22 protein-coding genes and 1 pseudogene are annotated in these 25,480 nt (G+C 57.7%); 20 read left to right on the top strand and 3 right to left on the bottom strand.

The window, feature by feature from the left end:
* Window positions 1-11 precede the first annotated feature (11 nt).
* The 16 genes from rfbA to N511_RS0103385 are packed head-to-tail and all read left to right on the top strand — an operon-like array spanning window position 12 to window position 16,972.
* A complete protein-coding gene (gene rfbA, locus N511_RS0103460; protein WP_027678016.1) occupies window positions 12-884 on the top strand; it encodes a glucose-1-phosphate thymidylyltransferase RfbA in 873 nt (290 codons plus the stop codon).
* A 3-nt stretch (window positions 885-887) separates the two neighbouring features.
* Window positions 888-1,436 (top strand): dTDP-4-dehydrorhamnose 3,5-epimerase, encoded by a 549-nt coding sequence (gene rfbC, locus N511_RS0103455; protein WP_027678015.1) that lies wholly within the window; start codon window positions 888-890, stop codon window positions 1,434-1,436.
* Between the two features lie 33 nt (window positions 1,437-1,469).
* Window positions 1,470-2,207 (top strand): GNAT family N-acetyltransferase, encoded by a 738-nt coding sequence (locus N511_RS0103450; protein WP_027678014.1) that lies wholly within the window; start codon window positions 1,470-1,472, stop codon window positions 2,205-2,207.
* Window positions 2,194-3,315, top strand: a complete 1,122-nt coding sequence (gene rffA / locus N511_RS0103445; protein WP_027678013.1) for a dTDP-4-amino-4,6-dideoxygalactose transaminase — start codon at window positions 2,194-2,196, stop codon at window positions 3,313-3,315. Before N511_RS0103450 ends, rffA begins: the two co-directional genes overlap by 14 nt.
* Window positions 3,316-3,321: 6 nt before the next feature.
* Window positions 3,322-4,611, top strand: a complete 1,290-nt coding sequence (locus tag N511_RS0103440; protein ID WP_081785312.1) for an O-antigen translocase — start codon at window positions 3,322-3,324, stop codon at window positions 4,609-4,611.
* Window positions 4,608-5,855: a glycosyltransferase gene (locus N511_RS23680; protein ID WP_051530819.1), complete on the top strand. Its 1,248-nt coding sequence runs from the start codon at window positions 4,608-4,610 to the stop codon at window positions 5,853-5,855. The genes N511_RS0103440 and N511_RS23680 overlap by 4 nt, the downstream gene beginning before the upstream one ends.
* 18 nt (window positions 5,856-5,873) lie before the next feature.
* Entirely contained in the window at window positions 5,874-7,091 is a 1,218-nt protein-coding gene (locus tag N511_RS0103430; protein ID WP_027678011.1) for a hypothetical protein, read from the top strand.
* Window positions 7,088-8,125: a polysaccharide biosynthesis protein gene (locus tag N511_RS0103425; RefSeq protein ID WP_037026228.1), complete on the top strand. Its 1,038-nt coding sequence runs from the start codon at window positions 7,088-7,090 to the stop codon at window positions 8,123-8,125. Before N511_RS0103430 ends, N511_RS0103425 begins: the two co-directional genes overlap by 4 nt.
* A 4-nt stretch (window positions 8,126-8,129) precedes the next feature.
* Window positions 8,130-9,257, top strand: coding sequence for a UDP-2-acetamido-2,6-beta-L-arabino-hexul-4-ose reductase (wbjC, locus tag N511_RS0103420; protein ID WP_027678009.1), 1,128 nt, complete (start codon window positions 8,130-8,132; stop codon window positions 9,255-9,257).
* 33 nt (window positions 9,258-9,290) lie between these two features.
* Window positions 9,291-10,421, top strand: a complete 1,131-nt coding sequence (wecB, locus tag N511_RS0103415) for a non-hydrolyzing UDP-N-acetylglucosamine 2-epimerase (RefSeq protein WP_027678008.1) — start codon at window positions 9,291-9,293, stop codon at window positions 10,419-10,421.
* A gap of 3 nt (window positions 10,422-10,424) precedes the next feature.
* Window positions 10,425-11,657, top strand: coding sequence for a glycosyltransferase family 4 protein (locus N511_RS0103410; protein WP_027678007.1), 1,233 nt, complete (start codon window positions 10,425-10,427; stop codon window positions 11,655-11,657).
* Window positions 11,654-12,265 (top strand): sugar transferase, encoded by a 612-nt coding sequence (locus N511_RS0103405; protein WP_027678006.1) that lies wholly within the window; start codon window positions 11,654-11,656, stop codon window positions 12,263-12,265. Before N511_RS0103410 ends, N511_RS0103405 begins: the two co-directional genes overlap by 4 nt.
* Window positions 12,258-13,220 (top strand): ATP-grasp domain-containing protein, encoded by a 963-nt coding sequence (locus N511_RS0103400; RefSeq protein WP_037026227.1) that lies wholly within the window; start codon window positions 12,258-12,260, stop codon window positions 13,218-13,220. Before N511_RS0103405 ends, N511_RS0103400 begins: the two co-directional genes overlap by 8 nt.
* Window positions 13,207-13,863 carry an HAD family hydrolase gene (locus tag N511_RS0103395; RefSeq protein ID WP_027678004.1) on the top strand — a complete coding sequence of 219 codons (657 nt, stop codon included), beginning with the start codon at window positions 13,207-13,209 and terminating at the stop codon, window positions 13,861-13,863. The genes N511_RS0103400 and N511_RS0103395 overlap by 14 nt, the downstream gene beginning before the upstream one ends.
* Window positions 13,857-15,032, top strand: coding sequence for a DegT/DnrJ/EryC1/StrS family aminotransferase (locus tag N511_RS0103390; protein WP_027678003.1), 1,176 nt, complete (start codon window positions 13,857-13,859; stop codon window positions 15,030-15,032). Before N511_RS0103395 ends, N511_RS0103390 begins: the two co-directional genes overlap by 7 nt.
* Entirely contained in the window at window positions 15,029-16,972 is a 1,944-nt protein-coding gene (locus N511_RS0103385; protein WP_155954015.1) for a polysaccharide biosynthesis protein, read from the top strand. The genes N511_RS0103390 and N511_RS0103385 overlap by 4 nt, the downstream gene beginning before the upstream one ends.
* 151 nt (window positions 16,973-17,123) lie before the next feature.
* Here the strand turns inward: N511_RS0103385 and N511_RS23675 are convergent.
* Together N511_RS23675 and N511_RS0103375 are read right to left on the bottom strand one after the other, a co-directional pair.
* Window positions 17,124-18,166, bottom strand: a pseudogene (locus N511_RS23675) (IS256 family transposase).
* 289 nt (window positions 18,167-18,455) lie between these two features.
* The gene (locus N511_RS0103375) at window positions 18,456-19,229 is read right to left on the bottom strand and encodes a hypothetical protein (RefSeq protein ID WP_155954014.1); all 774 of its coding nucleotides are present in this window, start codon (window positions 19,227-19,229) and stop codon (window positions 18,456-18,458) included.
* 281 nt (window positions 19,230-19,510) lie between these two features.
* Between N511_RS0103375 and N511_RS0103370 the strand changes: the two genes are divergently transcribed.
* The 4 genes from N511_RS0103370 (at window position 19,511) to N511_RS0103355 (ending at window position 24,039) form a co-directional block, all read left to right on the top strand.
* Window positions 19,511-20,899 carry a phosphomannomutase/phosphoglucomutase gene (locus tag N511_RS0103370; protein WP_027677999.1) on the top strand — a complete coding sequence of 463 codons (1,389 nt, stop codon included), beginning with the start codon at window positions 19,511-19,513 and terminating at the stop codon, window positions 20,897-20,899.
* Between the two features lie 43 nt (window positions 20,900-20,942).
* Window positions 20,943-21,941, top strand: a complete 999-nt coding sequence (gene waaC / locus N511_RS0103365; protein ID WP_027677998.1) for a lipopolysaccharide heptosyltransferase I — start codon at window positions 20,943-20,945, stop codon at window positions 21,939-21,941.
* The gene (gene waaA / locus N511_RS0103360) at window positions 21,941-23,257 is read left to right on the top strand and encodes a lipid IV(A) 3-deoxy-D-manno-octulosonic acid transferase (protein WP_027677997.1); all 1,317 of its coding nucleotides are present in this window, start codon (window positions 21,941-21,943) and stop codon (window positions 23,255-23,257) included. Before waaC ends, waaA begins: the two co-directional genes overlap by 1 nt.
* Window positions 23,258-23,358: 101 nt before the next feature.
* Window positions 23,359-24,039 carry an META domain-containing protein gene (locus N511_RS0103355; RefSeq protein WP_027677996.1) on the top strand — a complete coding sequence of 227 codons (681 nt, stop codon included), beginning with the start codon at window positions 23,359-23,361 and terminating at the stop codon, window positions 24,037-24,039.
* Here N511_RS0103355 and N511_RS0103350 read toward each other — a convergent pair whose 3' ends face one another.
* Window positions 24,040-25,476 carry a TolC family outer membrane protein gene (locus N511_RS0103350; RefSeq protein WP_027677995.1) on the bottom strand — a complete coding sequence of 479 codons (1,437 nt, stop codon included), beginning with the start codon at window positions 25,474-25,476 and terminating at the stop codon, window positions 24,040-24,042. It abuts the gene before it with no gap.
* Window positions 25,477-25,480 lie beyond the last annotated feature (4 nt).

The following is a 25,480-nucleotide window of genomic DNA, read 5'->3' as shown; positions in this document are numbered from 1 at the left end:
CCAACGACACTATGCGCAGAGGCATTATTTTGGCCGGCGGCTCCGGTACGCGGTTGTATCCCATTACACGCGCAATTTCCAAGCAGCTGCTGCCCGTCTATGACAAGCCCATGATTTACTATCCCCTATCCACGCTCATGTTGGCCGGGATACGGGATATTTTGGTGATCTCTACGCCGGAAGATACTTCGCGGTTTGCGGAAATGCTCGGAGACGGCAGCAAGTGGGGTATCAACCTGCAGTATGCTGTGCAGCCCAAGCCGGAAGGCTTGGCCCAGGCGTTCATTATTGGAGAGGATTTCGTCGGTAATGGGCCAAGTGCACTGGTGTTGGGTGACAATATTTTTTATGGGCACGGCTTCCAGTCGCTCTTGACGCAGGCGGATCATCAGCCGACAGGCGCAACCGTGTTCGCCTATCACGTACAGGATCCAGAGCGATACGGCGTTGTCGAGTTCGATCGAAGTGGCAAGGTCAGCAGTATTGAAGAAAAGCCCAAAACGCCAAAAAGCCACTTCGCTGTAACGGGCCTCTATTTTTATGACAACCAAGTGGTCGATATTGCCAAGTCCGTCAAGCCGAGTGAGCGGGGGGAATTGGAGATCACAGCTGTCAACCACGCTTATCTCGAGCGCGGGCAACTGAGCGTGCAAATTATGCGTCGAGGCTATGCTTGGCTCGATACCGGCACGCATGACAGCCTCCTTGAAGCCAGTCAATTCATCGCGACGCTCGAGAGCCGACAGGGTCTAAAGATTTCCTGCCCGGAGGAGATTGCCTGGCGCCAGGGCTTTATTACTGCAGAGCAGGTTGAACAACTTGCACAGCCGCTGGCAAAAAACGGCTATGGGCAGTATCTGCTTCGATTGTTGCGGGATGGGTGATCCATGAAGGTCACCATGACAGCCATCCCAGACGTATTGGTAATTGAGCCCTGCGTTTTTACGGATGCACGTGGCCTCCTCTACGAGAGCTACAACAAGACCACGTTTCTTAATGCCACTGGGCTCGATGTAGCGTTTGTGCAGGACAACCATACCCGCGGAAAAAAAGGGGTGCTGCGAGGGCTTCATTTTCAATTGGACCAACCACAGGGAAAGCTTGTGCGTGTGGCCAAGGGCGCGGTATTCGACGTAGCTATCGATCTGAGGCAGGGGTCGGCCACGTTTGGAAGATGGGTCGGCGAAGAACTAACCGAAGACAACCTGAAACAGGTCTGGATTCCCCCCGGGTTCGCGCATGGTTTTTTGGTGCTAAGCGAGTCGGCTGATTTTCTGTACAAGGTCACGGACTACTATGCGCCCGAGCACGAGCGGTGTATTGCGTGGAATGATCCTGATCTTGGTATTGAGTGGCCGTTGCACGGCGGTGCTCCCTTGCTTTCGGCGAAGGATGCTGGTGCTCCCGGCATAAAGAATATTGGAATTGGTTGGTAACGTGTCCAGAAGCACAAGAATGTAAAGGCGGAAATGGATTTCTATCTATCAAAGATCGACGAAGAACGATTTGGCTATGTGATTGCAAAGGCAAAGCTCGAGTCCGGCGACGATGTGGACGCGTTGCTGTCCGCCGCGCGAGAGGGTAAGGCCGAAATGGTTATCGTCCGACTTCCCACAAGCGAACTTGCGCTGGCGCAGGAGTTGGAGCGTAGAGGTGGGATTCTTTCAGATACGTTGGTCTACTACCAAAAGAAGAGGATAGAGCAGTATTCGGATGACCTGCCCGATGGTTACCGAGCCTGTCTGGTTGAAGCCAGCGACATCGATGCCGTTGGCCACATTGCAGCGGAATCATTCAAAGGATATTTCGGCCACTATCATGCCGACCCTCGTTTGGATCGGGGCGCTTGTGATGCAGTGTATTCGTCATGGGCCCTGAATTCTTGCCGCAAAGGAGATTTGGCAGACGACGTTATTTTGATTAAGGCTGGCCAACAGATTGCTGCTTTTGCGACTTTAAAAATAATAAATTCATCGACATTTGAAGGCGTGTTGTTTGGGGTTGCTCCCGAGCATCAGGGTAAAGGGCTCTATCTCGATCTGATGAAATTGTCGCAAAATTGGGGGGTTGAGCGTAAATTCGGACGAATGGTCGTGTCAACGCAAATTACCAATGTGGTAGTTCAAAAAAACTGGTGCCGGGTTGGCATGGAACCCCTCAACAGTTTTTACACGTTTCATGTGTGGGTGAACGATGATTCCGTTTAATAAGCCATACCTCCACGGTCGTGAGTTGGTCTACATCGCGCAGGCTGTTGCGTCTGGCAAGATATCTGGTGACGGGATGTTTACCAGGAAGTGCCATGATTTCTTTGAGCGCAGCTTCGGTTTCGGTAAGGCGCTTCTGACAACATCGTGCACTGATGCGCTGGAGATGTCGGCACTGTTGTTGGATATCAAACCAGGTGACGAGGTTATTGTTCCTTCGTTTACCTTTGTCTCGAGTGCCAATGCCTTTGCGTTGCGGGGTGCCAGCCTGGTTTTTGCTGACAGTGAACCGATTAACCCGAACATCGATGTTGAGCAGCTTGAGTTATTGATTACCCCAAGAACGCGCGCCATCGTTGTGGTTCATTATGCGGGTGTCGCGTGTGATATGGATAAGGTCATGTCTATTGCAAATCGGCATGGCATCGCGGTTGTGGAAGACGCGGCCCAAGCGATTGATTCATACTACAAAGGTACCCCGCTGGGTGCTATAGGGCAATTTGGCGCATTCTCCTTTCACGAAACGAAGAACGTTATAGCGGGCGAGGGCGGCCTGCTTACCGTCAACGTGCCATCGTTCGTGCCGCGGGCGGAAATCATTCGCGAGAAGGGGACCAATCGTTCGGCATTCTTTCGCGGTGAGGTTGACAAGTATGGATGGGTGGACGTTGGTTCCTCGTTCTTGCCATCGGATATCGTCGCGGCCTACCTGTTTGCACAGCTGGAAAATCTCGAGCTGATTCAGGCGCGGCGAAAGGCTATTTGGCAACGCTATTGGAATCACTTTGCTGCCGAGCTTCCAGGGCGGGGCATCTCGCTGCCCGTGATCCCAGAGTATGCGACCAACAACGCGCATATGTTTTATCTGGTATGCGGTGACTTGGCGCAGCGCAGTGCATTGATTTCAAGTCTCAAAGAGCAGCAGATTCACGCAGTGTTTCATTACCTCTCGTTGCACGGGAGCCCATATTTCACACAGCAGCATGATGGTCGTCCATTGCCGAACAGCGACCGATTCTCCGATTGTCTGGTGCGGCTTCCGCTTTACTTCGAGATGAGTGATAGCGACGTCGATCTTGTCGCTGACGCAGTCATCGCCGCTTGCTGACGTCGGATGTCGCCTCGTATGGTTCGTACAGGTAGATTGCCATCGCTCATGTTGGCGTCGCCAGCCGTCGCCGCGGTTACCGCGCAAGGTTTGCGGATGGCCGTGAATCTGCTCGTCGTCAAGATGATTGCTGTGTTCATCGGTCCGCCAGGCATGGGTGTCCTAGGGCACTTTATGAGCTTGACAACAATGGTCTCTGTATTTGCTGGCGGCGGTATCGGTAACGGTATTACAAAGTATGTTGCAGAGTATCGAGGCAAGCCAGTTCGGTCGCTGCGCTTCATTGGTGCCGCAGCGGCATATGGTTTGATTTTCTCCCTGTTGATTCTCTGCGTGAGCGTGGTCTTCAGGGCGGCGATTTCTACAGCGCTTTTTGGTGACCAGCGTTATGCGTGGTTGCTGCCAGCTCTGGGGGTAGCACAGCTATTCTGTTTTGTCGGTACCGCGGTGATTGCCATTGCGAACGGGCAGCAGAAGAGTGCGTTGTTCGCAATCATCTCGATAGTTGGTTACGTGGGCTCGCTCCCCGTTGTTTACCTGCTAATCACGTGCTGCGGCATCCAAGGCGCAGCGCTGGCACTGATGTTGGTGATCTCGTGTACGGGCATTCCTGCTCTGTGGGTAGCGGCGCGCTCTCCTGTCACTCGCCTGATGCCGCTTCGAATCCGAGCGTCGGACGTCCGGAAACTTGGTCGCTTCAGCGTCATGTTGATAGTCTCAGCTAGCGTGTTCCCGATGACAGAGATTGCCATCCGCAATCACCTGATCCAGCTACTAGGCATCGAAGCAGCAGGACTCTGGCAGGCCATGACCCGATTGTCAGGAGCCTATCTAGGATTTTTTTCTGTGTTTCTGGCGACGAACTTCATGCCTCGACTGTCAGGCTTGTTCGACACCGATGCTGTGGTGCGTGAAGTTAGGACCATGCTCCTGCGCATTGGGCTTGCTTTTGTAGTGTTCGCCTGCGTGCTCTACTTCCTGCAAGGATTTGTTATCAAGCTGTTGTTTTCCGACGCGTTTTCCGGCATGTCGGCATTGTTTGGCTGGCAACTGGTCGGTGATTTCTGTCGAGTTCTTGCCTATGTGATCGGATTCCTCGGTGTCGCAAAAGCGGCCGTTGGTCTGTACATCGGAGCAGAGGTCTTGCAGGCAGGACTTTATGGAACATTGACCTATCTTGTATTGAACCACGGAGGCGGTTTGCAGCAAGTTGCGCAAGTCTACGCACTGACTTATTTCGTATACCTCTGTATAGCCATTGTTGGCCTCGCGCTTTACCAACGAGGTGGTAGATGATCTTTGTTGCCAATGTGCTGGCAATGAATGGCGGCACCACGTTTCTGATTCGAACCTGCCGTGAATTGGCAAAGCGCGGTCAGCGTAGTGCCGTCCTAGTGTTGCGCCGCCACTTTGAACCAGCGTTGCTGGCAGAACTTGAAGGCTACGCGACAGTATTTTGGCTCGACGATTTCTTGCTGGACAAAGGAAAGCTGTTTCGCTCGTATTTCGGAACGTTCGGTCTCGTGGCTTGGCGGAGGCTCAATTCGGCGTTGTTTGGATTCGGCGAGCAGTTGCATGCAATGGGCGTGTTCAGCCTTATCTTTGCGCTCCGCCTTGCTGGGTGGCGTAAACGTAGTCGAGTAACCGTGGGTATTTACCACCAGAACGAATTCATTTTTGCGGAAATTCCCTTTTATTTTGCGAGAGCAACGCAACGCCTTTTTGCTCGATTGCCGACCAGCAATGTTGTTTTTTTTAACGAGAGTACGCGCGATAATTACGGAGACTTTTTTAATCTCGACTATAGCGGCTCAACCACGGTACCAATCGGAATTGATCTCTCGCGTATTGAAGTCACCAAGAAGTCGTCCGACACCAACCGTATTGTCTCCATTGGCAATCTAGAGGCTTTCAAGACGTACAACGCACACATGATCGGAGTGGTTGCCAAGCTCGCGGGAAAGTATCCGGGTCTTCGATATGAAATCTATGGGGCGGGCAAGGAGGAATCAACGCTACATGCATTGATAGCTCGACTGAAAATCGAGCAACATGTGCGGTTGCTTGGACCGTTGCCCTACGCCAACCTGGTCGAGACTATTGAAACGGCAACGTTGTTTGTCGGCAGCGGAACCGCATTGATCGAGGCTGCAGCGCTGGGTGTGCCTGCCATCATTGGCATTGAGTCGATTCCCACCCCGGAAACCTACGGACTACTTTCAGATGTCAGCGGGTTGTCTTACAACGAGGACAACCTGCCAATTCCGAAGATATCGATGCAGGATCTTGTTGATCGACTCCTGGCGGATACTGAATATCGGCTCGCAATGGGCCGAGCTTGTCGGGCGAAATCTCACATGTTTTCGGTGGCGGCTACGGTTGACGGGCTGTTGTTGCTTGATCAAACGGCAAGCATGAAAACGCCTCGCTTGGGTTCGTGTGAACTGGTCCGTCTCGCTATCTCTTTGGCTGCTATGGCCTTGGCGCACAGGCTTGGCGTGTCGTCCGCCTTTGCGGAGAGACGCAACCAGTCTTTTTAAGCAGCTATGACTAGAAGAATGATGCCGTTTGCGATCATGGCGTCGGCGATGATGCCCTACCTGTTCAGCGGTCTGCGGCCCGAGCATATCGTCGTGCCTGTTCTCGCTGGGCTGGCGCTGGTCATGTCTGGCAAGGATGTCCGGTTGAATTCTAATTCTCGCGTACTGTTGTTTCTTGCCGTATTTGTGCTATGGGTTGGTTTGGGTGGGGTGGTGCTTGGCAGCATGTTTTCTGATATCACGGGTTTTGATGCGCGACCTGAGGCAATGTTTTTGCGGCTGTGCATGCCGGTACTAATGCTATTTAGCTTTGTAATTCTGCTGTCGCGTGTGCCTGAAGCGCTTGAAACGACATCCAGGGCCATTGTCTGGATTGCTATCCCTGCAGGCTTGTGTGCTGTCCTGAGTGCGCTAATCGACTTGTCAAGTCTTCTCGCGCCATGGGTGCAGCAGGACTCCGGCTCGGTCTGGGAGAATTCAGTCGCGATCGGAAGGTACCCGGGCTTGTTCAACCAGCCGCTGGAGGCAGGAATTTTCTACAGCGTTGCGCTGTTGGCGCAGGTCTATCTGATCAAGTACGCCCGACGCGGCATTGTCGTGACCGCACTTGGCTTGGTGGTGATCGTTGCGGGCGGGATGATTTCCTTCTCAAAGAACTTCTCTCTCCTGGGCGTTGTCACGGCGCTGTTGTTTGCCACGTGGATCAACCTAGTTGGACTCTGGGCTGTTCTGCTCATGCTGGTTGGCGGCGTGATCGCGATTCCTGTGGTGATTTCGGGGCTTAATCCAGCCTACTTCGACTCCCTCGCAGATCTGTACCGCGAAGGCGGAATTCTCATGGCGATTTCAGCAGGAAGATTGGGTTCCAGCGAAACGGGGGTCTCTCAGTTGTTTGCTGATCTCTGGGATCGCGATAGATGGATTCTTGGTCGCGGATTGGGATCTCACTTGCCGCTGGATAGCGGTTACTTAGAGTACTTCTATCAAGGTGGCGTATTGGCCATCATGGGCTATCTGGCGTTTCTTGTGGTGCTCGCAATAGCGGCGATTCGCTATCGAGCGACTGCAGGGGGTAAACTAATCGGTTGTCTGCTAGTTCTGGCGGTTGCGGGCTCGATAGGCGGCCCCGTAATAACGGCTAGCCGTGCTTCTGTCGCGTTCATGCTTCTGCTCGCTGCAGCGTTTGTATCGATCGGCACGTGCTCCACAAATCAAATCAAGGGATCACTCCAGTGAAGGGAATTCTAACGATTACCGGTGGTACCGGCTCCTTCGGCAATGCTGTCCTCAAGCGGTTCCTCGACAGCGAGATTGACGAGATTCGCGTCTTCAGCCGAGACGAGAAAAAGCAGGACGACATGCGTAAGCGGTATGCCAGCCCTAAGCTCAAGTTCTACATCGGCGACGTCAGGGATCGGTGCAGTGTAGATGCAGTCATGCGCGGGGTGGACTACGTCTATCACGCAGCGGCGCTCAAGCAAGTGCCATCCTGCGAGTTCCACCCGATGGAAGCAGTGCGCACGAACGTACTGGGGACCGAGAACGTTCTGAATGCCGCTGTGGATGCGGGGGTGAAACGTGTGGTGTGCCTGAGCACCGACAAGGCCGTTTATCCCATCAACGCAATGGGCATCAGCAAAGCGCTGATGGAAAAGGTCATGGTGGCTGCCAGCCGTAACCTAGAAGGCACCAATACCGTCATCTGCGGCACCCGCTACGGCAATGTGATGGCCTCGCGCGGCTCGGTTATCCCGCTGTTCGTCGACCAGGTCCTCGCTGGAAACCCGATTACGGTGACAGACCCGACGATGACGCGCTTCATGATGACGTTGGCTGATGCGGTGGATCTCGTGCTCTATGCCTTCGAACACGGCAACAACGGCGACATTTTTGTGCAGAAGGCGCCGGCGGCGACCGTCGATGTCTTGACCAAAGCCATCCTGGAACTGATGCGTAAGCCTGAGCATCCCGTACATGTTATCGGCACGCGTCATGGGGAAAAACTCTACGAGGCGCTTCTCAGTCGCGAGGAAATGGCGTGCGCGGAAGATATGGGCGACTACTTCCGTGTGCCGCCTGATGGCCGCGACCTCAACTACGCAAAGTTTGTGGAAGAAGGGGAGCAACGCCTGACGCAGAGCGCGCATGGTGAAGACTACAACTCTCACAACACCACGCGTCTGGATGTGGAGGGCATGAAGAAGCTGCTCCTGAAGCTTGATTTCATGCAACGCATTGCGCGCGGAGAGCACGCAGTGGCGGAGGACTAACTGCATGAACGTATTGATTACCGGAGCCGATGGTTTTATCGGCAAGAATCTGCGGCTGTTCCTGTCCGAGCGGAAGGACGTCCAAGTGCACTGTTTCACGCGCGCCGATGAGATTGAGCATTTGCCGACACTGCTGCGTGAGGCGGATTTTGTTTTCCACTTAGCGGGAGTCAATCGGCCACAGGATCCTCAAGAGTTCGCAAGCGGCAATGCTGGGCTCACCCAGGCGCTATGCCAGGCGCTGTGCAATGAGGCCGACGCAACTGGACGCAGAATTCCGGTCATCTATACATCGTCTACGCAGGCAAACCACGATAATGCCTACGGACATAGCAAGCGAGGTGCAGAGGATGCCTTGTTTGCTGCCCGCGACAGTCATCGGATCCCCGTCCATGTGTTTCGGTTACCAAATGTGTTCGGCAAGTGGTGCAAACCCAGCTACAACTCGGCGGTTGCCACGTTTTGCTACAACGTGGCACGCGGCCTTCCTATTCAGGTGAATGATCCGGCAGCACCGGTGACGCTTGTGTATGTGGACGACGTCATCGATCGCTTCGTGCAATTGATGGATGGCGCCGACGCTCAGGTCGATGCGGATGGCTTTGCCGTAGTGTCGCCGCAATACACCGCCACGGTGGGCGAACTGGCAGCGTACATACAATCGTTCCGCAACAGTCGTGAATCCTTGGTGATCGACCGTGTCGGCACCGGCTTGGTTCGCGCGTTGTATGCAACCTACGTGAGCTATCTGCCCGTCGATTCTTTTGCCTATACGGTGCCTCAGTATGGTGATCCGCGCGGGGTTTTTGTCGAGATGCTGAAGACGCCGGATTGCGGGCAGTTTTCGTTTTTTACGGCCCATCCGGGCATCACCCGTGGCGGGCATTATCACCATACCAAGACCGAGAAGTTCCTAGTGATCAAGGGGCAGGCCCGCTTCAAGTTCCGCCATATGCATACCGGTGAGACGCATGAGCTGGTTACCAGTGGTGAGAAGGCAGAGATTGTGGAAACAGTGCCTGGGTGGACGCATGACATCACCAACATCGGCGAAGACGAGATGATCGTGATGCTGTGGGCCAATGAAATTTTTGATCGGACTCGCCCGGACACTTATGCTTGCCCGCTGTAAAGCGGAGGCCATCGACTCCATACATAGCTACTGATGAAAAAGCTCAAAGTCATGACCGTGGTCGGTACGCGGCCAGAGATCATCCGTTTGTCCCGCGTGATGGCACGCTTGGATGAGCATTGTGAACATGTGCTGGTGCATACCGGCCAAAACTACGACTACGAACTCAACCAGATTTTCTTTGATGACTTGGGCATCCGCAAACCGGATCACTTTCTGAACGCCGCCGGCGGCGGTGCCGCCGAAACCATCGGCAAGATCATCATCGCCATGGACGAGCTGCTGGGTCGCGAGAAGCCCGAGGCCCTGCTTGTACTTGGCGATACTAATAGCTGCCTCTCCGTTATTCCGGCCAAGCGTCGCAAGATTCCCATCTTTCATATGGAGGCAGGTAACCGGTGCTTTGACCTGCGCGTTCCCGAAGAGACGAATCGCCGTATCGTGGACCACACTGCCGACATCAATTTGACCTATAGCTCGATCGCGCGTGAGTACCTGTTGCGCGAAGGATTGCCGCCGGACATGGTCATCAAGACCGGCAGCCCGATGGCTGAAGTGTTGGCCCACTATCTGCCGGGCATTGGAAAGTCAGATGTGCTTGTGCGCCTCGGGCTGGACGCTGGCAAATTCTTTGTGGTGAGCGCACATCGCGAAGAGAACATCGATTCGGACGCCAATTTCGGGAAGTTGGTTAGCGTTCTTAATACAGTGGCGGAGCACTACGGCTTGCCCGTGATCGTGTCGACCCATCCTCGCACCCAGAAGCGGGTGGACGCGATGGGTGCAAAGTTCCATGCGAACGTGCAACTCCTCAAGCCCTTGGGCTTTACGGACTACAACAAGCTCCAGCTTTCGGCCAAGGCAGTCTTATCGGACAGTGGCACGATCAATGAAGAGTCGTCGATCATGAACTTCCCCGCGCTGAATCTTCGTGAAGCACATGAGCGCCCCGAAGGCATGGAGGAAGCGGCTGTAATGATGGTTGGGCTGGAATCTGATCGCGTTATGCAAGGTCTAGCAATTCTTGATAGCCAGCCGCGCGGCGGCGAGCGGTTGTTGCGGCAGGTCGCCGACTACAGCATGCCCAACGTGTCGGACAAGGTGCTGCGTATCATCCATAGCTATACCGACTACGTAAACCGCGTGGTTTGGAAAAAGTACTGACTCATGGGCGTACGTGTATTGCTGTTGACCCAATGGTTCGATCCCGAGCCGACCTTCAAGGGCATGGTTTTCGCCCGTGAACTGGTGCGCCAGGGTTTTGAGGTTGAGGTTCTGACGGGTTTCCCGAACTATCCAGGCGGTAGGCTTTATCCGGGCTACCGGATGCGATGGCTGCAACGTGAAACGATTGATGGTGTACACGTCACCCGTGTGCCGCTTTATCCCAGTCACGACCAGTCTGCGCTACGGCGCGTCTTAAACTACGTCAGTTTCGCGGCATTCGCTCTACTTCATGGGCTTTTCTCGGTACGCCGCTGCGATGTGATTTATGCATATCACCCTCCCTTGACGGTAGGTTTGGCGGCAAGCTTTATCCGCTTGTTTCGCAGAATTCCCGTGGTGTACGACATTCAAGATATGTGGCCCGATACGCTGCGGGCAACCGGCATGATCGGCAATCCCACCGCGCTAGATGTAGTCGAAAAAGTGTGTCGCTGGGTTTACCGGCGGGTAGACCACATCGTCGTTCTATCACCGGGATTCAAGCGTTTGCTCGGACAACGGGGCGTCCCTGAGGAAAAAATCGACATCATCTGTAATTGGGCTGATGAGGCTTCGTTGGCAGCGCCAGTGGGTGCGTTGCCCACGAACTTTCCTGGGCCGGATCGTTTTCGCGTGGTTTTTGCTGGAAATATGGGAAAGGCCCAGGCATTGGGGACTGTGTTGCATGGAGCAGCCTTGCTTCAGCAGCGTGGATCGAAGGTCAGCTTCGTGTTCGTCGGTGGGGGCGTGGACGTGGACACGCTCAAAGCACAAGCCGCCAAACTTGCGTTGGATAACGTCGTGTTCATTCCACCCGTCCCAATGTCAGAGGTAGGTACGCTATTGAACGAGGCAGATGCATTGCTCGTGCATTTGCGTAGGGATCCACTGTTCCAGATCACAATTCCCTCAAAGACGCAGGCATACATGGCAGTAGGCAAGCCGTTGCTGATGGCCGTCGATGGTGATGCGGCGGACCTTGTGCGCCAGTCTGGCGGAGGAATCGTGGCAACTTCCGAGGATGCGCAGTCTATTGCCAACGCCGCTCAGTCGTTGGCCATGCTGGCCCCCGATGACTTGGCGGCGATGGGGCGTCGTGCCCAGGAGTATTATCGTGAGCAGTTGGCTCTACGCGTCGGCGTCTCGAGGTTTGGCGCCATCTTTAGCAAGCTGGCGGTGAGTCGTTCAAGATGAAGCGCTGTTTCGACGTTTGCGTGGCCGCTGTAGCGCTGGTTCTTCTCGCGATCCCTTTGCTGCTGTTGGCGTTGCTGGTGCGGGTCAAGCTGGGCAAACCGGTGCTGTTTTCCCAGGTGCGTCCGGGTATGCGCGGCAAGCCGTTCCGCATGATCAAGTTTCGGACAATGACCGACGCTCGGGGTCCGGATGGCGCTTTGTTGCCGGATGCGCAGCGCTTGACGTCTTTTGGGCGGTTTCTGCGGTCTACGAGCCTTGACGAGTTGCCTGAGCTGTGGAATGTCCTCAAAGGCGATATGAGTCTAGTAGGGCCGCGCCCATTGCTGATGGAGTACTTGCCGCTCTATACGCCGGAGCAGGCACGTCGCCACGAAGTTCGACCTGGTGTTACCGGGTGGGCGCAGGTCAACGGACGGAACGCGCTAAGTTGGGAAGAAAAGTTCGCACACGACGTTTGGTATGTCGACCACGCTTCGGTGCTGTTGGACATCAGGATCATATGGATGACGGTTCGTAAGGTCGTTGTGCGGGATGGCATTTCCGCCCCTGGCGATGCAACCATGCCCGTTTTCCAGGGAACAAAGAATTCTCAGGACAAAGATGAATAACGTGTTGCTTTTATCCGCAGGCCGGCGCGTGGAGCTTGTGGAAGCGTTCAAGATTGAGATGGCCAAGAGGAACCTAGAGGGTCATGTTTGCGCTACGGACTTACAGCCACGCCTGTCCGCCGCGTGCCAGATCGCTGACCGTGCTTTCAAGGCTCCTCGGATTACCGACCCCGGATATATTGATTTTCTGCTCGAAACCTGCCTTGCAGAAGGTATCCGCTTGGTCGTTCCTACCATCGATACGGAATTGTTACTCCTTGCCCACAACCAAAGCCGCTTCGCAGCAGCAGGCATACATCTCATCATCTCCGATGAATCGTTGGTTGCGTTGTGCCGCGATAAGCGGAAAACGTCCGATCTTTTCACCGAGCTTGGTATCGATACACCGCGAATCTATGAGCGCTCGGCAATCACGTTTCCATGCTTCGCGAAACCATACGATGGGAGTTGCAGTGTTGGTGCGGCGTTGCTCCCTCGTCCGGACGCGTTGACTTCGGCGATGCTTGAAGACGAGAAGATGATGTTCATGGAGTACATTGACTCGACTCATGTCGAGTATACGGTGGACGCCTATTACGACCGCATGGGCCGGCTGACATGTGCCGTACCTCGTCAGCGCATCGAAGTGCGTGGAGGTGAGGTCAGTAAAGGCGCGACTCGTCGGCATTTCGTCTATGAGTACCTGCTGCCTCGTCTCGCTAAGCTGCAAGGGGCGCGCGGCTGCATTACGGTTCAAGTATTTGCCAATGAGGCCACAGGCCGGTTTGCGGCGCTCGAAATCAATCCGCGTTTTGGCGGTGGTTATCCACTTTCATACAGCGCCGGCGCAAACTATCCAGGGTGGCTTATTGATGAATACCTCTTGGGGCACGACATCGAGTTCTTTGATCAATGGGAAAACAACCTGTTGATGCTGCGCTACGACGCCAAGGTGCTGGTGCGTGACGATATCTAAATCGGAAAAAGTTGTCGTTCTGGATCTGGACGACACACTATACAAAGAAGCGGATTATCGGCAATCTGGGTTTCGAGCCGTATGTAGAGAAATCGAGGTGCTGTACGGTAAATCATTGGCCCGCGATCTTGAAGAAGATCGAGGCGACGGAGATGTCCTTGAATTGCTGTGCCAGCGTGCAGGTTTGCCGTTGAGTGTCAAGGAATCCCTTCTCTGGATATACCGACTACATACACCGGACATCTTTTTGACGGAAGACGTGCAGCATGTACTCAAGCAGTTGGAACAAAAATATCCCATTATTGTATTGACAGATGGCCGCTCTGTGACGCAAAGGAAGAAGATCCTTGCGCTCGGGTTGCAGCGATTGCCTGTTTATATTTCTGAGGATCATTGTTCGGCAAAGCCGGATTCTCTTCGATTTGAGATAATCATGAAGGATTATACTGCTCGCGAGTATGTTTACGTGGCAGATAATCCAATGAAGGACTTCATTGCGCCGAATAGGCTGCGCTGGAGGACAATCGGCTTAAGGGGGGATGAGCGGAATATTCACTCGCAGGTCTGCGAGGGACTGGTTTCCGAAATGCTTCCGAACCAATGGATTGATACGCTAACTGAACTGCCTGACATTCTATGTTGAACACCCCATTCTCTCCGTGGCCAAGCTTTACGCAAGAAGAGGCTGATGCAGTCCAGAGCGTGCTGCTCTCCAACAAGGTCAACTACTGGACCGGCACGGAATGTCGAGAGTTTGAAAAAGAATTTGCCCAATGGGCAGGCACCCGCTACGCCGTGGTATTGGCTAACGGCACGCTAGCATTGGATGTTGCCCTCAAGGCCCTCGGCGTCGGCGTCGGCGATGAAGTCATCGTGACGCCCCGCACCTTCATCGCCAGTATCTCCTGCGTAGTGAATGCGGGCGCAACCCCGGTGTTTGCCGATGTCGATCCGGACAGCGGCAACTTGTCGGCAGAGACGATCGCTCGGGTTGTTACGCCACGCACCAAAGCCGTCATCTGCGTCCATCTTGCGGGATGGCCGTGCGATATGGACCCCATCATGGCGTTGGCTGACACCCATGGTTTCAAGGTCATTGAGGACTGCGCGCAGGCCCATGGCGCGCGATATCGGGGTCGTAGCGTCGGCTCCATTGGCCATGTTGGCGCATGGAGCTTTTGCCAGGATAAGATCATGACGACTGGCGGTGAGGGCGGCATGGTGACCACGAACAACGAGGCACTGTGGCGCGCTATGTGGTCGTTCAAGGATCACGGCAAGAGCTATGAGGCTGTGTATGAGCGGCAGCATCCTCCCGGCTTCCGATGGCTGCATGAAAGCTTTGGCACCAACTGGCGGATGCTGGAGATGCAGGCCGCGATTGGGCGGATTCAACTGCGCCGCATGCCCGACTGGACAGCGCGCCGCACGGCGCACGCAGAGGCAATTTGGGCTGTGTGTCGAGAACACGCTGTCGTAAAGGTACCGGCTGTGCCAGCAGATAACGTGCACGGTCACTACAAGTGCTACGTTTACGTTCAGCCGCAGCACCTAGCGGATGGCTGGACCCGCGATCGCATCATCAATGAGATCAACGCCGCAGGGGTACCCAGCTATCAAGGTTCGTGTTCGGAGGTCTATCTTGAACGGGCCTTTGATCGAACGGGTTGGCGTCCCGCTGACCCGCTACCCGTGGCCCGTTCGCTGGGTGAGACAAGCATCATGTTCTTGGTGCACCCGACCTTGACCGATACTGAGATTGCTAAGACCTGTGCCGTACTCGCGGACGTATTGGGACGGGCCTCTCGGTGAACAAGCTTACGATTCCCCTGCTGGCACTTCCCCGCCCCGTCAAGCGCGCCCTAGTGGTCCTGCTGGATTTGGTACTGTCTCTCGTTTCGGTTTGGATTGCGTTCTACCTGCGAATCGATCAAGCAGGATTACCTCAGTTGCAGCAGAAGTGCGTTTACCTGCTTGCTCCGCTGCTTGCGTTTCCCCTGTTTGTACGTTTCGGTCTATACCGGGCGATTTTTCGCTACACCGGTATGTCCGCTTTGGCGAGCACTGCCAAGGCGGTGGGCTTGTATGGCGTAGTGTTCTTTCTTGCTATCCTTGCGTTCAAGTGGGATGGCGTGCCAAGAAGCATCGGGTTGATACAACCTATCCTGTTCCTGTTGTTAGTCAGTGGTAGTCGGGCGACGGCGCGGTTTTGGCTGGCTGGCCAGTTGGGCAAGGGACACCATCACGGTGTCGGCCGGCTGCTGATTTACGGTGCGGGTGAGGCGGGCGTGCAGACGGCTTTGGCGCTCACCGTAGTGCGTGAATTTGTGCTGCTGGGCTATATCGACGATGACAGCTCAAAGGTCGGCCGCACCATTAATGGGTTGGACATCATCGGGCCGGAGGATGTGGCTGAGGCGGTGGAGCGGATGGGTATTACCGATATCTTGCTCGCTGTGCCATCGCTTGGGCGGGCCCGACGTAATGCAATCATTGCGAAACTGCGAGAGCTACCGGTCCACGTTCGTACATTGCCAGGCATGGTCGATCTGGCATCAGGCCGCGTCACGGTGCGTGACATCCAAGAGCTGGACATCGAAGATCTCTTGGGACGTGCTCCTGTGCCTCCCGATGAAGCGCTGTTGGCGCGTAATCTCGCCAACAAGACGGTTCTTGTAACCGGTGCCGGCGGCAGTATCGGCAGCGAGCTGTGTCGCCAGATATTACTCGAGCGGCCGCACAAGCTGGTACTTGTGGAACATAGCGAGTTCGGGTTGTACAGCATTCACCGCGAGTTGGAAGGGCTGCGGGCCGAACATCGACTGTCTGTTGAAATCGTGCCGTTGTTGGCCAGCGTGGCGAATCTTGACCGTTTGCGCGAGGTCTGTCGCGCCCATCAGCCGCAAACGGTCTATCACGCGGCGGCGTATAAACATGTTCCGCTTGTGGAGTGCAATCCATCTGAGGGCGTGCTGAATAACATCTTTGGTACGCTTAATATGGCGCGTGCGGCCATGGAAAGCGATGCAAAGTACTTCGTCCTCGTTTCGACCGATAAGGCTGTCCGCCCGACAAATATCATGGGCGCAACGAAGCGAATGGCGGAGTTGGTATTGCAAGCGCTTGCGGCCAGTGATGCCATCGATTTCGGCCTGCTGCACGGTCGTTCGCGCGACGTCGTTCAAAATCACACCGTGTTTGCGATGGTGCGTTTTGGCAACGTGTTGGGCAGCAGTGGTAGCGTTGTTCCACTGTTCCGCCGACAGCTACAAGAGGGTGGTCCGTTGACTGTGACGCACCCAGAGGTGACGCGCTACTTCATGACAATTCCCGAGGCAGCACAGCTGGTGCTGCAAGCAGGAGCAATGGCGCATGGTGGAGAAGTGTTCGTGCTCGATATGGGACAACCTGTCAAGATCATGGATCTGGCCCGACGCATGGTGCAACTCTCCGGTCTAGCAGTTCGTGATGTTGATCATCCTGCTGGAGATATTGAAATCAAAGTCACTGGACTGCGCCCAGGCGAAAAATTGTATGAAGAGTTACTTATTGGAGATAATCCTGAAGGTACCGTTCACGAGCGTATCATGAAAGCGCGCGAACACTACGTACCGTGGCCCCAGTTCGCTCCCGTCCTAGCGAGGATGCGCGTCGCCGCCGAAGAAGGCGATGAGCCGTCAATCAAAGAGATATTGAAGGAGCGCGTACACGGCTATGAGCCGCAGTGCACGACTACCGCGTGCGCTGTATAAAGTACCCGTTTGATTTGGATAGGAATCAAAGAATCCATATTGGTATCTCTTACCATGGTGCGCTTCTAATTGACCAAGGTGCACCTGCGATTTGGAGCTGAGGGAGGCCACGGGAGTTACAGGATTTCCGTGTTCAAGTCGGGGTTGAGATTCACGCGGGCGATTGAACGAAACTATCCGCGTAGAGGATAGTGAGTGGGTTCGTCGCCTGCTTCCAGTCGTGAGCAGCCCAACTCCAACCCGCCGCGATGTTGCGCTGTGCCAGCCAGATGAGCTTCGTCGCAGACTCCTCGGTCGGGAAGTGGCCTCGGGTCTTGATGATCTTGCGTAGCTGGGCGTTGATGTTTTCGATGGCATTCGTCATGTAGATCACCTTGCGCGCCGTCGGCGGGAATGCAAAGAACGCAATCGCGTGATCCTAGGCGTTGTGCCAAGCGGCGCTGGCCGCCGGGTATTGCTATCCCCCGCGGGCCCTCAGCAAGCGGCATGGAACCCCGCTTGCGCGGCCTTTGCTCTTGGCGCCGTGTAAGTCGGCCGGATCGCGGCAGCCAACTCAACACCAGCCTTCCAACTCGCATATTCCAAGCCGTTGTGGGCGAGGTGAACGATGCCGGTCTGCGCGAGGTAGTCGCGAACACAGACCCCAGCGCTTCAGGCATGCCCTTGAGGCCGTTAGTCACGGCGACCAGGACGTCATGGACCCCGCGCGTCTTTAGATCGTTGAATACCGTCATCCCGAACGGCCTCCTCGGTGTTCTTGATCCACAGGCCCTCGGATGTCACGTTTGCTGTCGGGCAGCACTTCCAGCGCCAGATAGACGACCGGCCTTGTTGCGCACCACGGCGTCTTTCCGGATCTTGACGCGCAGCGCGCCGAAGAACACCACCGCGTACAGGGGATCGAGTGGCTGGCTTGCCAGGCGGTGACTTTGGCCATCACCTCGTCGGTCACAGAGCTGATGAGCTCGGGCGAGACCTCGGGACCGTGTTACCTCAGCAGGAAGCCTCGGGCGGCTCGGGCCAGCCTCGCTCGGAACCGTCTAGGTGCCTGTGCCATTGTGTTGTTTGGTCACTGTGGCCGGTTGGTGGCGCCCACTCGATAGAGCCTTCCTGAGGGACGGCGTCGCGACATTAATTGCTTTGACGGGGATTGCCGGCAAAGTTTGCCGGCTTGGTCTGCGGTTTGCGAGGCATAACGTCTCCTTGAGAGCATGTTATGCCTTGAACACGAAATTACTGACAAAAACCAGAGACCATACCAATATCCTCGGCACACAGCTACGATTCGAACCACGTAGCGCACTCAGTGTCTCTTTTCTCAGCTGCTGCCTGCATAATTAAATCGGCGTGACGGATTTGTCCTGGCCTGTCACTTGAAAATCCATCAGAGGAGATAATCGGATTGCCGGCAGCACACTGGGCTCGTGCGCGTATCATCGGGTAAATCGACTAAATCTGTCCCTTGTTGTCTTCCCACTCTTGGTCACACGGTGATGGAGTTCGAGGTTCGAAGTAATGCGCAGGCCATGGCTGCAAACATCCCTAATACGGCGCCAATTGCCGTCAGCGTAAGCCGGCCCGGGGTACTGGGCGAAATCGGCGCGTAAATGTCACCGACCATGCGAGTCGGGTAAGTCCGCAAGGGTTCAAGCGCTTCACGGTAACCTCTAAGGCTCTGACGCAGCTCGAGGATCTGTGCGTTGATGAGTGTGGCCATGTTAGTTACCAGAACGTTGCGCGTCTGATCTGAGGCCGCCGCCCCCGCCGCTATCCCGGTTTTCAGCGCTTGAGTGGCAAGCTGATATTCTCGCTCGGCGGCCACCAACTTTACCTCTGTTTCCTGGAGGTCACGTTTCATCCCGCTAACAGCTAACTCGTACTGTTTTTGATGTTCCGCTGAAAATGCTTTCATTGCTGCGGCCAACACGGCGCTCGCAGCTTCTCTAGAATAAGCGGACACTTGGACATTAACTAGATCGGGGCTTTTGGCTGCGGTTGCGTGCAATGAGTCAAACACCAGATTGGCCGTGCGATTGCCTGCATCCGGGCCAGGTAACCCCAAGGCTCGCAAGACGCTCAAACGGGAGCTGGGCAAATTATAACGGTCGCTGGCGGTCAGCTGATTTTCAATCATGCGACTGGAAATCCCCTTAGGGTCCCACGTGGAAATTTGCCCGATCTGCACAGTCATTTTCGCTGTCCACCGAGCCTGCATTGCCAGCGAGACGGCCAGCCCGAGGATCGCGCCGATTGTCATGCCTATCACGACGAACGTGATCGAACGGCGTAGGAGACTCGCAAGGTCCCTATTGGATTGGGCGGCATTCGCGAGCGGGAGTGGCATGAAGCTTGTTAGGTCTTTTTAGGTAGGCCCGGCATTATACCGTGCATGGAGAAAGTGCTTTTGGTGAAAGGCAGTCCGGTGTATGGCAGAGCCTCGGCTTGAGGGACGTTGAGGTTCCTCCCGATGCCGATGCGGCGGTGCGCAACGTCAACGTTTACAATTGCGGTTCGCTTTCCTTTCTCACTAGGGCTCGCATGTCCACCATCAACCCCACCATCTTCAAAGCCTACGACATCCGCGGCATCGTCGGAAAAACCGTCGATGCCGAAACCGCACGCCTGATCGGCCGTGCCTTCGGCTCGGCAGCACGCGCCAAGGGTGAATCCGCCGTTGTCATCGGCCGCGATGGCCGCCTATCGGGCCCTGAGTTGCTGGCGGCGTTGGCGGACGGTCTGCGCGCGAGCGGCGTCGATGTGATCGATCTGGGTCTTGTGGCCACGCCGATGGTCTACTTCGGCACGAACATCGAATTGGCTGGCCGTCGCGCCACGTCGGGCGTGATGGTCACGGGCAGTCACAACCCGCCCGACTACAACGGCTTCAAGATGGTGCTGGCGGGCCAGGCCATCTACGGCGAACAGATCCAAGCATTGCGCACGCGTATCGAGCAGGCCGACTTCACTGAAGGCGCCGGCGATTACGTACAGGTGGACATCCGCCAACAGTACATCGACCGAATCGTCTCGGACGTCAAGGTGAGCCGCCCGATGAAGATTGCCGTGGACTGCGGCAACGGTGTGGCAGGCGCCTTTGCGCCGGAGCTGTTCCGTGCGATGGGCTGCGAGGTGACGGAGTTGTTCTGCGAGGTGGATGGCCATTTCCCGAACCACCATCCGGACCCGGCGCACGTCGAGAACCTGCAGGACCTCGTGCGCACGCTGCAGACCACGGACTGCGAACTCGGCCTGGCGTTCGATGGCGACGGCGACCGCCTGGGCGTGGTGACCAAGGACGGCCAGGTCATCTTCCCCGACCGCCAGTTGATGCTGTTCGCGCAGGAAGTCCTGTCGCGTAACCCGGGCGGCGAAATCATCTTCGACGTGAAGTGCACGGGCAAGTTGGCGCCGTTCATTCGTGAGCACGGCGGCAAGGCCACGATGTGGAAGACGGGCCATTCGCTCGTCAAGGCCAAGCTCAAGGAAACGGGCGCTCCGCTGGCCGGCGAGATGAGCGGCCACATTTTCTTCAAGGACCGTTGGTATGGTTTCGACGACGGTCTGTACACGGGCGCGCGCCTGCTGGAAATTGTCTCGCGCCTGGCCGATCCGAGCGCTACGCTCAACGCGCTGCCGAACTCGCACTGCACGCCTGAGCTGCAACTGAAATGCGCCGAGGGCGAATCCTTCGAGTTGCTCGACAAGATCAAGGCCAACGCCACCTTTGCCGGCGCGAAGGAAGTCAACCGCATCGACGGCGTGCGCGTGGAATACGAAGACGGCTTCGGCCTGGCGCGTCCGTCCAACACCACGCCGGTGGTGGTGATGCGCTTCGAGGCTGACAACGATGCCGCGATGGCGCGCATCCAAGGTGAATTCCGCCGCGTGATCCTGGCCGAGAAGCCGGACGCGCAACTGCCGTTCTGATCGCACGGTCTGCACTCATGAAGTTGGGGGAAAGGGTGACGGCATGCGTGTGCTGATCGTCAAGGTATCGTCGCTTGGCGATGTGGTGCATTGCACGCCGGTGGTGGCCGATATCCTGCGTGCGTATCCGGATGCTGAGATCGACTGGGTGGTCGAGGAGGGTTTCGCCGGCATCGTCCGCATTGTGCGTGGTGTGCAGGGCGTGATTCCGTTTGCGCTGCGGCGGTGGCGCAAGTCACTCGGCTCCGGCAGGACCTTGGGCGAGGTGGCGGCGTTCCGTCGCGCGTTGCGATCCAAGTCGTACGACGCGGTGCTCGACACGCAAGGTCTCATCAAGACGGCGCTGGTGGCTGCGCAGGCCAAGCTGGCGCCGGGTGGTTTCGTGGCGGGCTTCGGCAATCGGACGGAAGGCGCCGGCTATGAGCCGCTTGCGAAGCTGTTCTACCAACGCAAGGTCGAAATGGAACCGCACATCCACGTGGTCGAGCGCTCGCGCCGCATGGTGGCGGAGGCGCTCGGTTACGCGCTGCCCGACACCATCGACTTCGGTTTGCAGCCGCCCGCCGACTTGCCGTTCAATCTGCCACGTCCGTACGTGGCACTGGTGCATGCGACTTCGCGCGCCGACAAAGGTTGGCCGCTCGAGGCGTGGGTGGATGTTGCACGCGCGCTGCTTGCACGCGACTACGCCATCGCCTTGCCGTGGGGCAGCGAGACCGAGCGACGCACGAGTGAATCCATCCGCGAAGCCATCGTCGCGGCGGTGCCGGGTACGGTCGGACGCGTGGTGATTCCGCCGCGCATGTCGCTGCCCGATGTGACGGCGTTTCTCGATCAAGCGACGGCGGTGGTGGGCGTGGACACCGGACTCGTGCACATTGCGGCCGCACTGTGCAAGCCGACCGTCGCGCTTTACAACTTCACCACGTCGTGGCGTACCGGTGGTTATTGGACGCCTAACGTGCACGACATCGGCAACGCCGATGCCCATCCCACCAGCGCGCAGGCGCTCGATGCGCTGCGTGCGCTGGGTGTGCTCTGATGCTGCGCCTTCTGTATCGCTGGTTGTGGCGCATCGCGCTGCCGTTCGCATTGCTGCGCCTGTGGTGGCGCGGTCGCAAGGAGCCCGGTTATCGCGAGCACGTCGGCGAGCGGCTGGGTTTCTACCCGCCGCGCCCGAATCCGGATCGTCCGTTGCTGTGGGTGCATGCCGTGTCCGTTGGCGAGACACGCGCCGCACAGCCGCTCATCGATGCGCTGTTGGCGCGCTTTCCGCACCACGCTGTCCTGCTGACCCACATGACGCCGACGGGTCGCCGCACAGGGGCCGAATTCGCGGCGCAACGCAGCGGGCGCGTTATCCAGGCGTATCTTCCGTACGATTTGCCGAGCGCAGTCGATCGGTTTCTGCGCCATTTCCAACCGCGCCTTGGGCTGCTGATGGAGACCGAGATCTGGCCGGTGCTGATCGAGCGCGCCTATGCGGCCGGTGTGCCGATGGTGCTCGTCAACGGGCGCCTGTCTGCGCGCAGTCACCGGCGCACCGCGCGCCTCGGCGACGCCGCGCGCCAGACGTACGCGCAGCTCGCTGCCGTGCTGGCCCAGACGCCTGACGATGCCGACCGCTACCGCTCGCTCGGCGTGCCGCGCGTGCGCGTGACCGGCAACCTCAAGTTCGACATCACACCGCATGTGGACCAGATCATGGCCGGACGTGTGCTGCACGATGCGCTGCGTGGCCGATCGGCATGGGTGGCCGCCAGCACGCGCGAGGGCGAAGAGGCGTTGCTGCTCGACGCGTGGCAGGCGCATCGCGCGCAGCATGTGGGGCGGCGGCATGCCTTGCTGATTCTCGTGCCGCGTCACCCGCAGCGTTTTGATGAAGTGGCGCAGGGAGCTGAACGCGCAGGCTTGCGTGTCGTGCGTCGCAGCGCGTTGTCGGTGTCTGCCGCAGGTGTGACGGAGGCCGATCAACTTGCCGACGCCGACGTCTTGCTCGGGGACTCGATGGGCGAGATGGCACTGTATTACGCGGCAGGCGAAGTGGCGTTCATCGGCGGTAGCCTGCTCCCGCTCGGGGGGCAGAATTTGATCGAGGCCTGCGCGGTCGGCACGCCTGTGGTCATCGGCCCGCATACATTCAACTTTGCGCAGGCGACACGCGATGCGGTGGCCGCGGGCGCGTGCGAGCAGGTTGCGGATGCGGCTGCGGCGATACGTGTGATCGACGCGTGGCTGTCGGATGCCGATACGCGCGAAGCCGCGTCGCGCGCCGCGCTGGCCTTTGCCGCCACGCACGGCGGTGCGACGGCACGCACGGTGGAGGCGGTGGCGTCCCTGGTGTTGCCGACGCTGTAACGCTGTCTACGTCCGGCACGAAACGTGCGAACTCATGGCGAGCCGGACAGACTAATGGCTCTTCGTGTAGTTTGCATTCCGTCACCGTTCACGATCCGTTCATGTCCCAATCGAATCGACCCAAGCCGAGCCTTCTGCAAACGCCGCGCCGGGTGGTGCTGACCGCCGCGGCGCTGGCTGCCGTGACCGCCGCCACCATCATCGGTGCCGGCTGCATGACCCCGACGCCGTCATCTGCGCCTGCCGCCGCCGCCCCCGCTGCCGCATCAGCGCCGGTCGCTGAAACCAAACAGACGCCCGCCAACGCAACGCCCAATCCGGGCCAGGCGACGCTCGCCCAAGCGCAGGGCGAAGGCCGCTCACGCTTCGTGCTGGTGCGTTGGCAGGAGTCGGGTGCCGCGCCTAAGGAATTGCCTTCCGCGGAAGGCGACGACGCTGATCCGGCTACGCAGCCGATCTCGATCGAATTCAGTGCCGGCCTGGAGGCGGCCAACGGCGTAGTGTCGGGCTATTCGGGCTGCAATCGCTTCTCGGGGCCGTATGAGAAGCTCGCCTCGGGCATGCGCTTCGGCAATCTGGTGTCGACGCGCATGGCGTGCGACCCGGCGCGCATGGAGTTGGAAACCGCGTTCCTGGAGGCGCTCAAGTCGCCGTTGGCGACCGTCGGCATGCAGCCGTCGGCCAACGGCAAGCAGGGCCGCCAGGTCATCTGGAAAACGACCAGCGGCGCGCTGCTGCAATTTGCCGAGCGGCCTCTGCCGCCGCGCGGCCAGACACACTAATCAGCGTTTGGCGGATTTGCCGGCCGGTTTCGCCGATTCAGGTTTGGCGCTTGCCGGCGGCAACGCGGTGATATCGCTCGAGCCGTTGGCCGTGAGCAGCGTGTTCACCTGGATCACGTCTGCCTCGGTCAGCGAGCCGGCGGCGGACTTCAGCCGCAGCCCGTTGACGATGGTGTCGTAACGCGCGCGGGCCAGATCGCGGCGTGCCTGAAAGAGCTGCGCCTGCGAATTCAGCACATCGGTGCCGATACGGACGCCCACACCGTAGGCGAGCTGATTGGAGTCGTACGCCGTGCGCGCCGACAGCTCGGCCGCTTCCAGCGCTTTCACCTGCGCAAGTCCGGCAATGACGCCGATATAGGCTTGCCGCGCGCCTTGTTCGGCAGAACGGCGGGCGAACTCAAGATCGTTTGCGGCCTTGGTTTCCAGCGCGATGTTTTCACGCACGCGCGACTGGATCGCACCGCCCGCAAAGATCGGGATCGACACCTGCACGCCAATCTGTGAACTGTCGAAGCGTGCGCCGCCCGGCAGCGACGGCAGGTATTGGTTGCCGCTGGCATTGGTGTGGCCGGTCTGCGCCACGAGGTCGACCGAAGGCAGGTGGCCCGCGGTGGCCTTCTTCACATCGCGCTCTGCACTTTGCAGGTTGTATTGCGCCAGTGCCACCTGCAGGTTGCAGCTGCGCGCCTGGTCCACCCAAGGTTCTGCTGAAGCAGGCTCCGGCAGGGGGATCGTGACGCCTGGGCGCACGCCGGCCAGCGTGCCAACGGGTTCGCCGATGATCTGCTTGAGCGCCGACTGCTTGATCTCGAAGTCGCTGCGTGCGGCGATGACGCTGGCGTCGATTGCGTCGCGGCGTGCCTGCGCGTCGTTCGCGTCGGTGATGTTGGCGTTGCCGACGTCGAAGTTGCGGCGCGCCTGTTCGTATTGCTGCTGGATCGCATCGCGCTGCGCGGTGGCGAGCTGCAGCGTGTCCTGGGCGTTGAGCACGTCAAAGTAGGCCTGCGCCGTGCGCGTGATCAGGTCGAGCTGCGCCTGCGCCAGCGAAGCCTCGGCGGCTTGCGCGGCAATCTCGCCTTGCTTGTAGGTTTCCCAGCGGTCCCAGCGGAAGAGCGGTTGCGACAGCGACAGCGTCCAGCCCGTCGACGAGAACGTCTTGTTGAATTCCGCCGGGGCGGTTTGATCGAAGATGATGCGCGTGGAACTCCAGGCGCCGCCGATTTGCGGCAGCAAACCAGCGCGGCCCTGCGTGAGCTTTTCGCGTTGCGCCAGCGACTGCGCACGCGCCGATGCGAATTGCGGATCGTTGGCCAGCGCGGCGCGGTAGGCGGAGAGGAGGTCGGTTGCAGCGGCCGTGTTCGGTTGGGACTGCGCCCACGCGAACATCGGCATCATCGAACAGCACAGCACAACAAGCGAACCGCGCGCGGCCATCCGC

The sequence above is a fragment of the Ralstonia sp. UNC404CL21Col genome (genome assembly GCF_000620465.1).
In the GTDB taxonomy this organism is placed as follows: Bacteria; Pseudomonadota; Gammaproteobacteria; order Burkholderiales; family Burkholderiaceae; genus Ralstonia; species Ralstonia flatus.
Note: the sequence above shows the minus strand (reverse complement) of the source record. Positions and strands in the feature narration are given on the sequence as shown.

What these genes read in the sequence shown, in the direction of transcription:
- rfbA (WP_027678016.1), top strand. Translation starts at nt 12, where the DNA reads ATGCGCAGAGGCATTATTTTGGCCGGCGGCTCCGGTACGCGGTTGTAT.
- rfbC (WP_027678015.1), top strand. Translation starts at nt 888, where the DNA reads ATGAAGGTCACCATGACAGCCATCCCAGACGTATTGGTAATTGAGCCC.
- N511_RS0103450 (WP_027678014.1), top strand. Translation starts at nt 1,470, where the DNA reads ATGGATTTCTATCTATCAAAGATCGACGAAGAACGATTTGGCTATGTG.
- rffA (WP_027678013.1), top strand. Translation starts at nt 2,194, where the DNA reads ATGATTCCGTTTAATAAGCCATACCTCCACGGTCGTGAGTTGGTCTAC.
- N511_RS0103440 (WP_081785312.1), top strand. Translation starts at nt 3,322, where the DNA reads ATGTCGCCTCGTATGGTTCGTACAGGTAGATTGCCATCGCTCATGTTG.
- N511_RS23680 (WP_051530819.1), top strand. Translation starts at nt 4,608, where the DNA reads ATGATCTTTGTTGCCAATGTGCTGGCAATGAATGGCGGCACCACGTTT.
- N511_RS0103430 (WP_027678011.1), top strand. Translation starts at nt 5,874, where the DNA reads ATGATGCCGTTTGCGATCATGGCGTCGGCGATGATGCCCTACCTGTTC.
- wbjC (WP_027678009.1), top strand. Translation starts at nt 8,130, where the DNA reads ATGAACGTATTGATTACCGGAGCCGATGGTTTTATCGGCAAGAATCTG.
- wecB (WP_027678008.1), top strand. Translation starts at nt 9,291, where the DNA reads ATGAAAAAGCTCAAAGTCATGACCGTGGTCGGTACGCGGCCAGAGATC.
- N511_RS0103410 (WP_027678007.1), top strand. Translation starts at nt 10,425, where the DNA reads ATGGGCGTACGTGTATTGCTGTTGACCCAATGGTTCGATCCCGAGCCG.
- N511_RS0103405 (WP_027678006.1), top strand. Translation starts at nt 11,654, where the DNA reads ATGAAGCGCTGTTTCGACGTTTGCGTGGCCGCTGTAGCGCTGGTTCTT.
- N511_RS0103400 (WP_037026227.1), top strand. Translation starts at nt 12,258, where the DNA reads ATGAATAACGTGTTGCTTTTATCCGCAGGCCGGCGCGTGGAGCTTGTG.
- N511_RS0103390 (WP_027678003.1), top strand. Translation starts at nt 13,857, where the DNA reads ATGTTGAACACCCCATTCTCTCCGTGGCCAAGCTTTACGCAAGAAGAG.
- N511_RS0103375 (WP_155954014.1), bottom strand. Translation starts at nt 19,229, where the DNA reads ATGACAATCGGCGCGATCCTCGGGCTGGCCGTCTCGCTGGCAATGCAG.
- N511_RS0103370 (WP_027677999.1), top strand. Translation starts at nt 19,511, where the DNA reads ATGTCCACCATCAACCCCACCATCTTCAAAGCCTACGACATCCGCGGC.
- waaC (WP_027677998.1), top strand. Translation starts at nt 20,943, where the DNA reads ATGCGTGTGCTGATCGTCAAGGTATCGTCGCTTGGCGATGTGGTGCAT.
- waaA (WP_027677997.1), top strand. Translation starts at nt 21,941, where the DNA reads ATGCTGCGCCTTCTGTATCGCTGGTTGTGGCGCATCGCGCTGCCGTTC.
- N511_RS0103355 (WP_027677996.1), top strand. Translation starts at nt 23,359, where the DNA reads ATGTCCCAATCGAATCGACCCAAGCCGAGCCTTCTGCAAACGCCGCGC.
- N511_RS0103350 (WP_027677995.1), bottom strand. Translation starts at nt 25,476, where the DNA reads ATGGCCGCGCGCGGTTCGCTTGTTGTGCTGTGCTGTTCGATGATGCCG.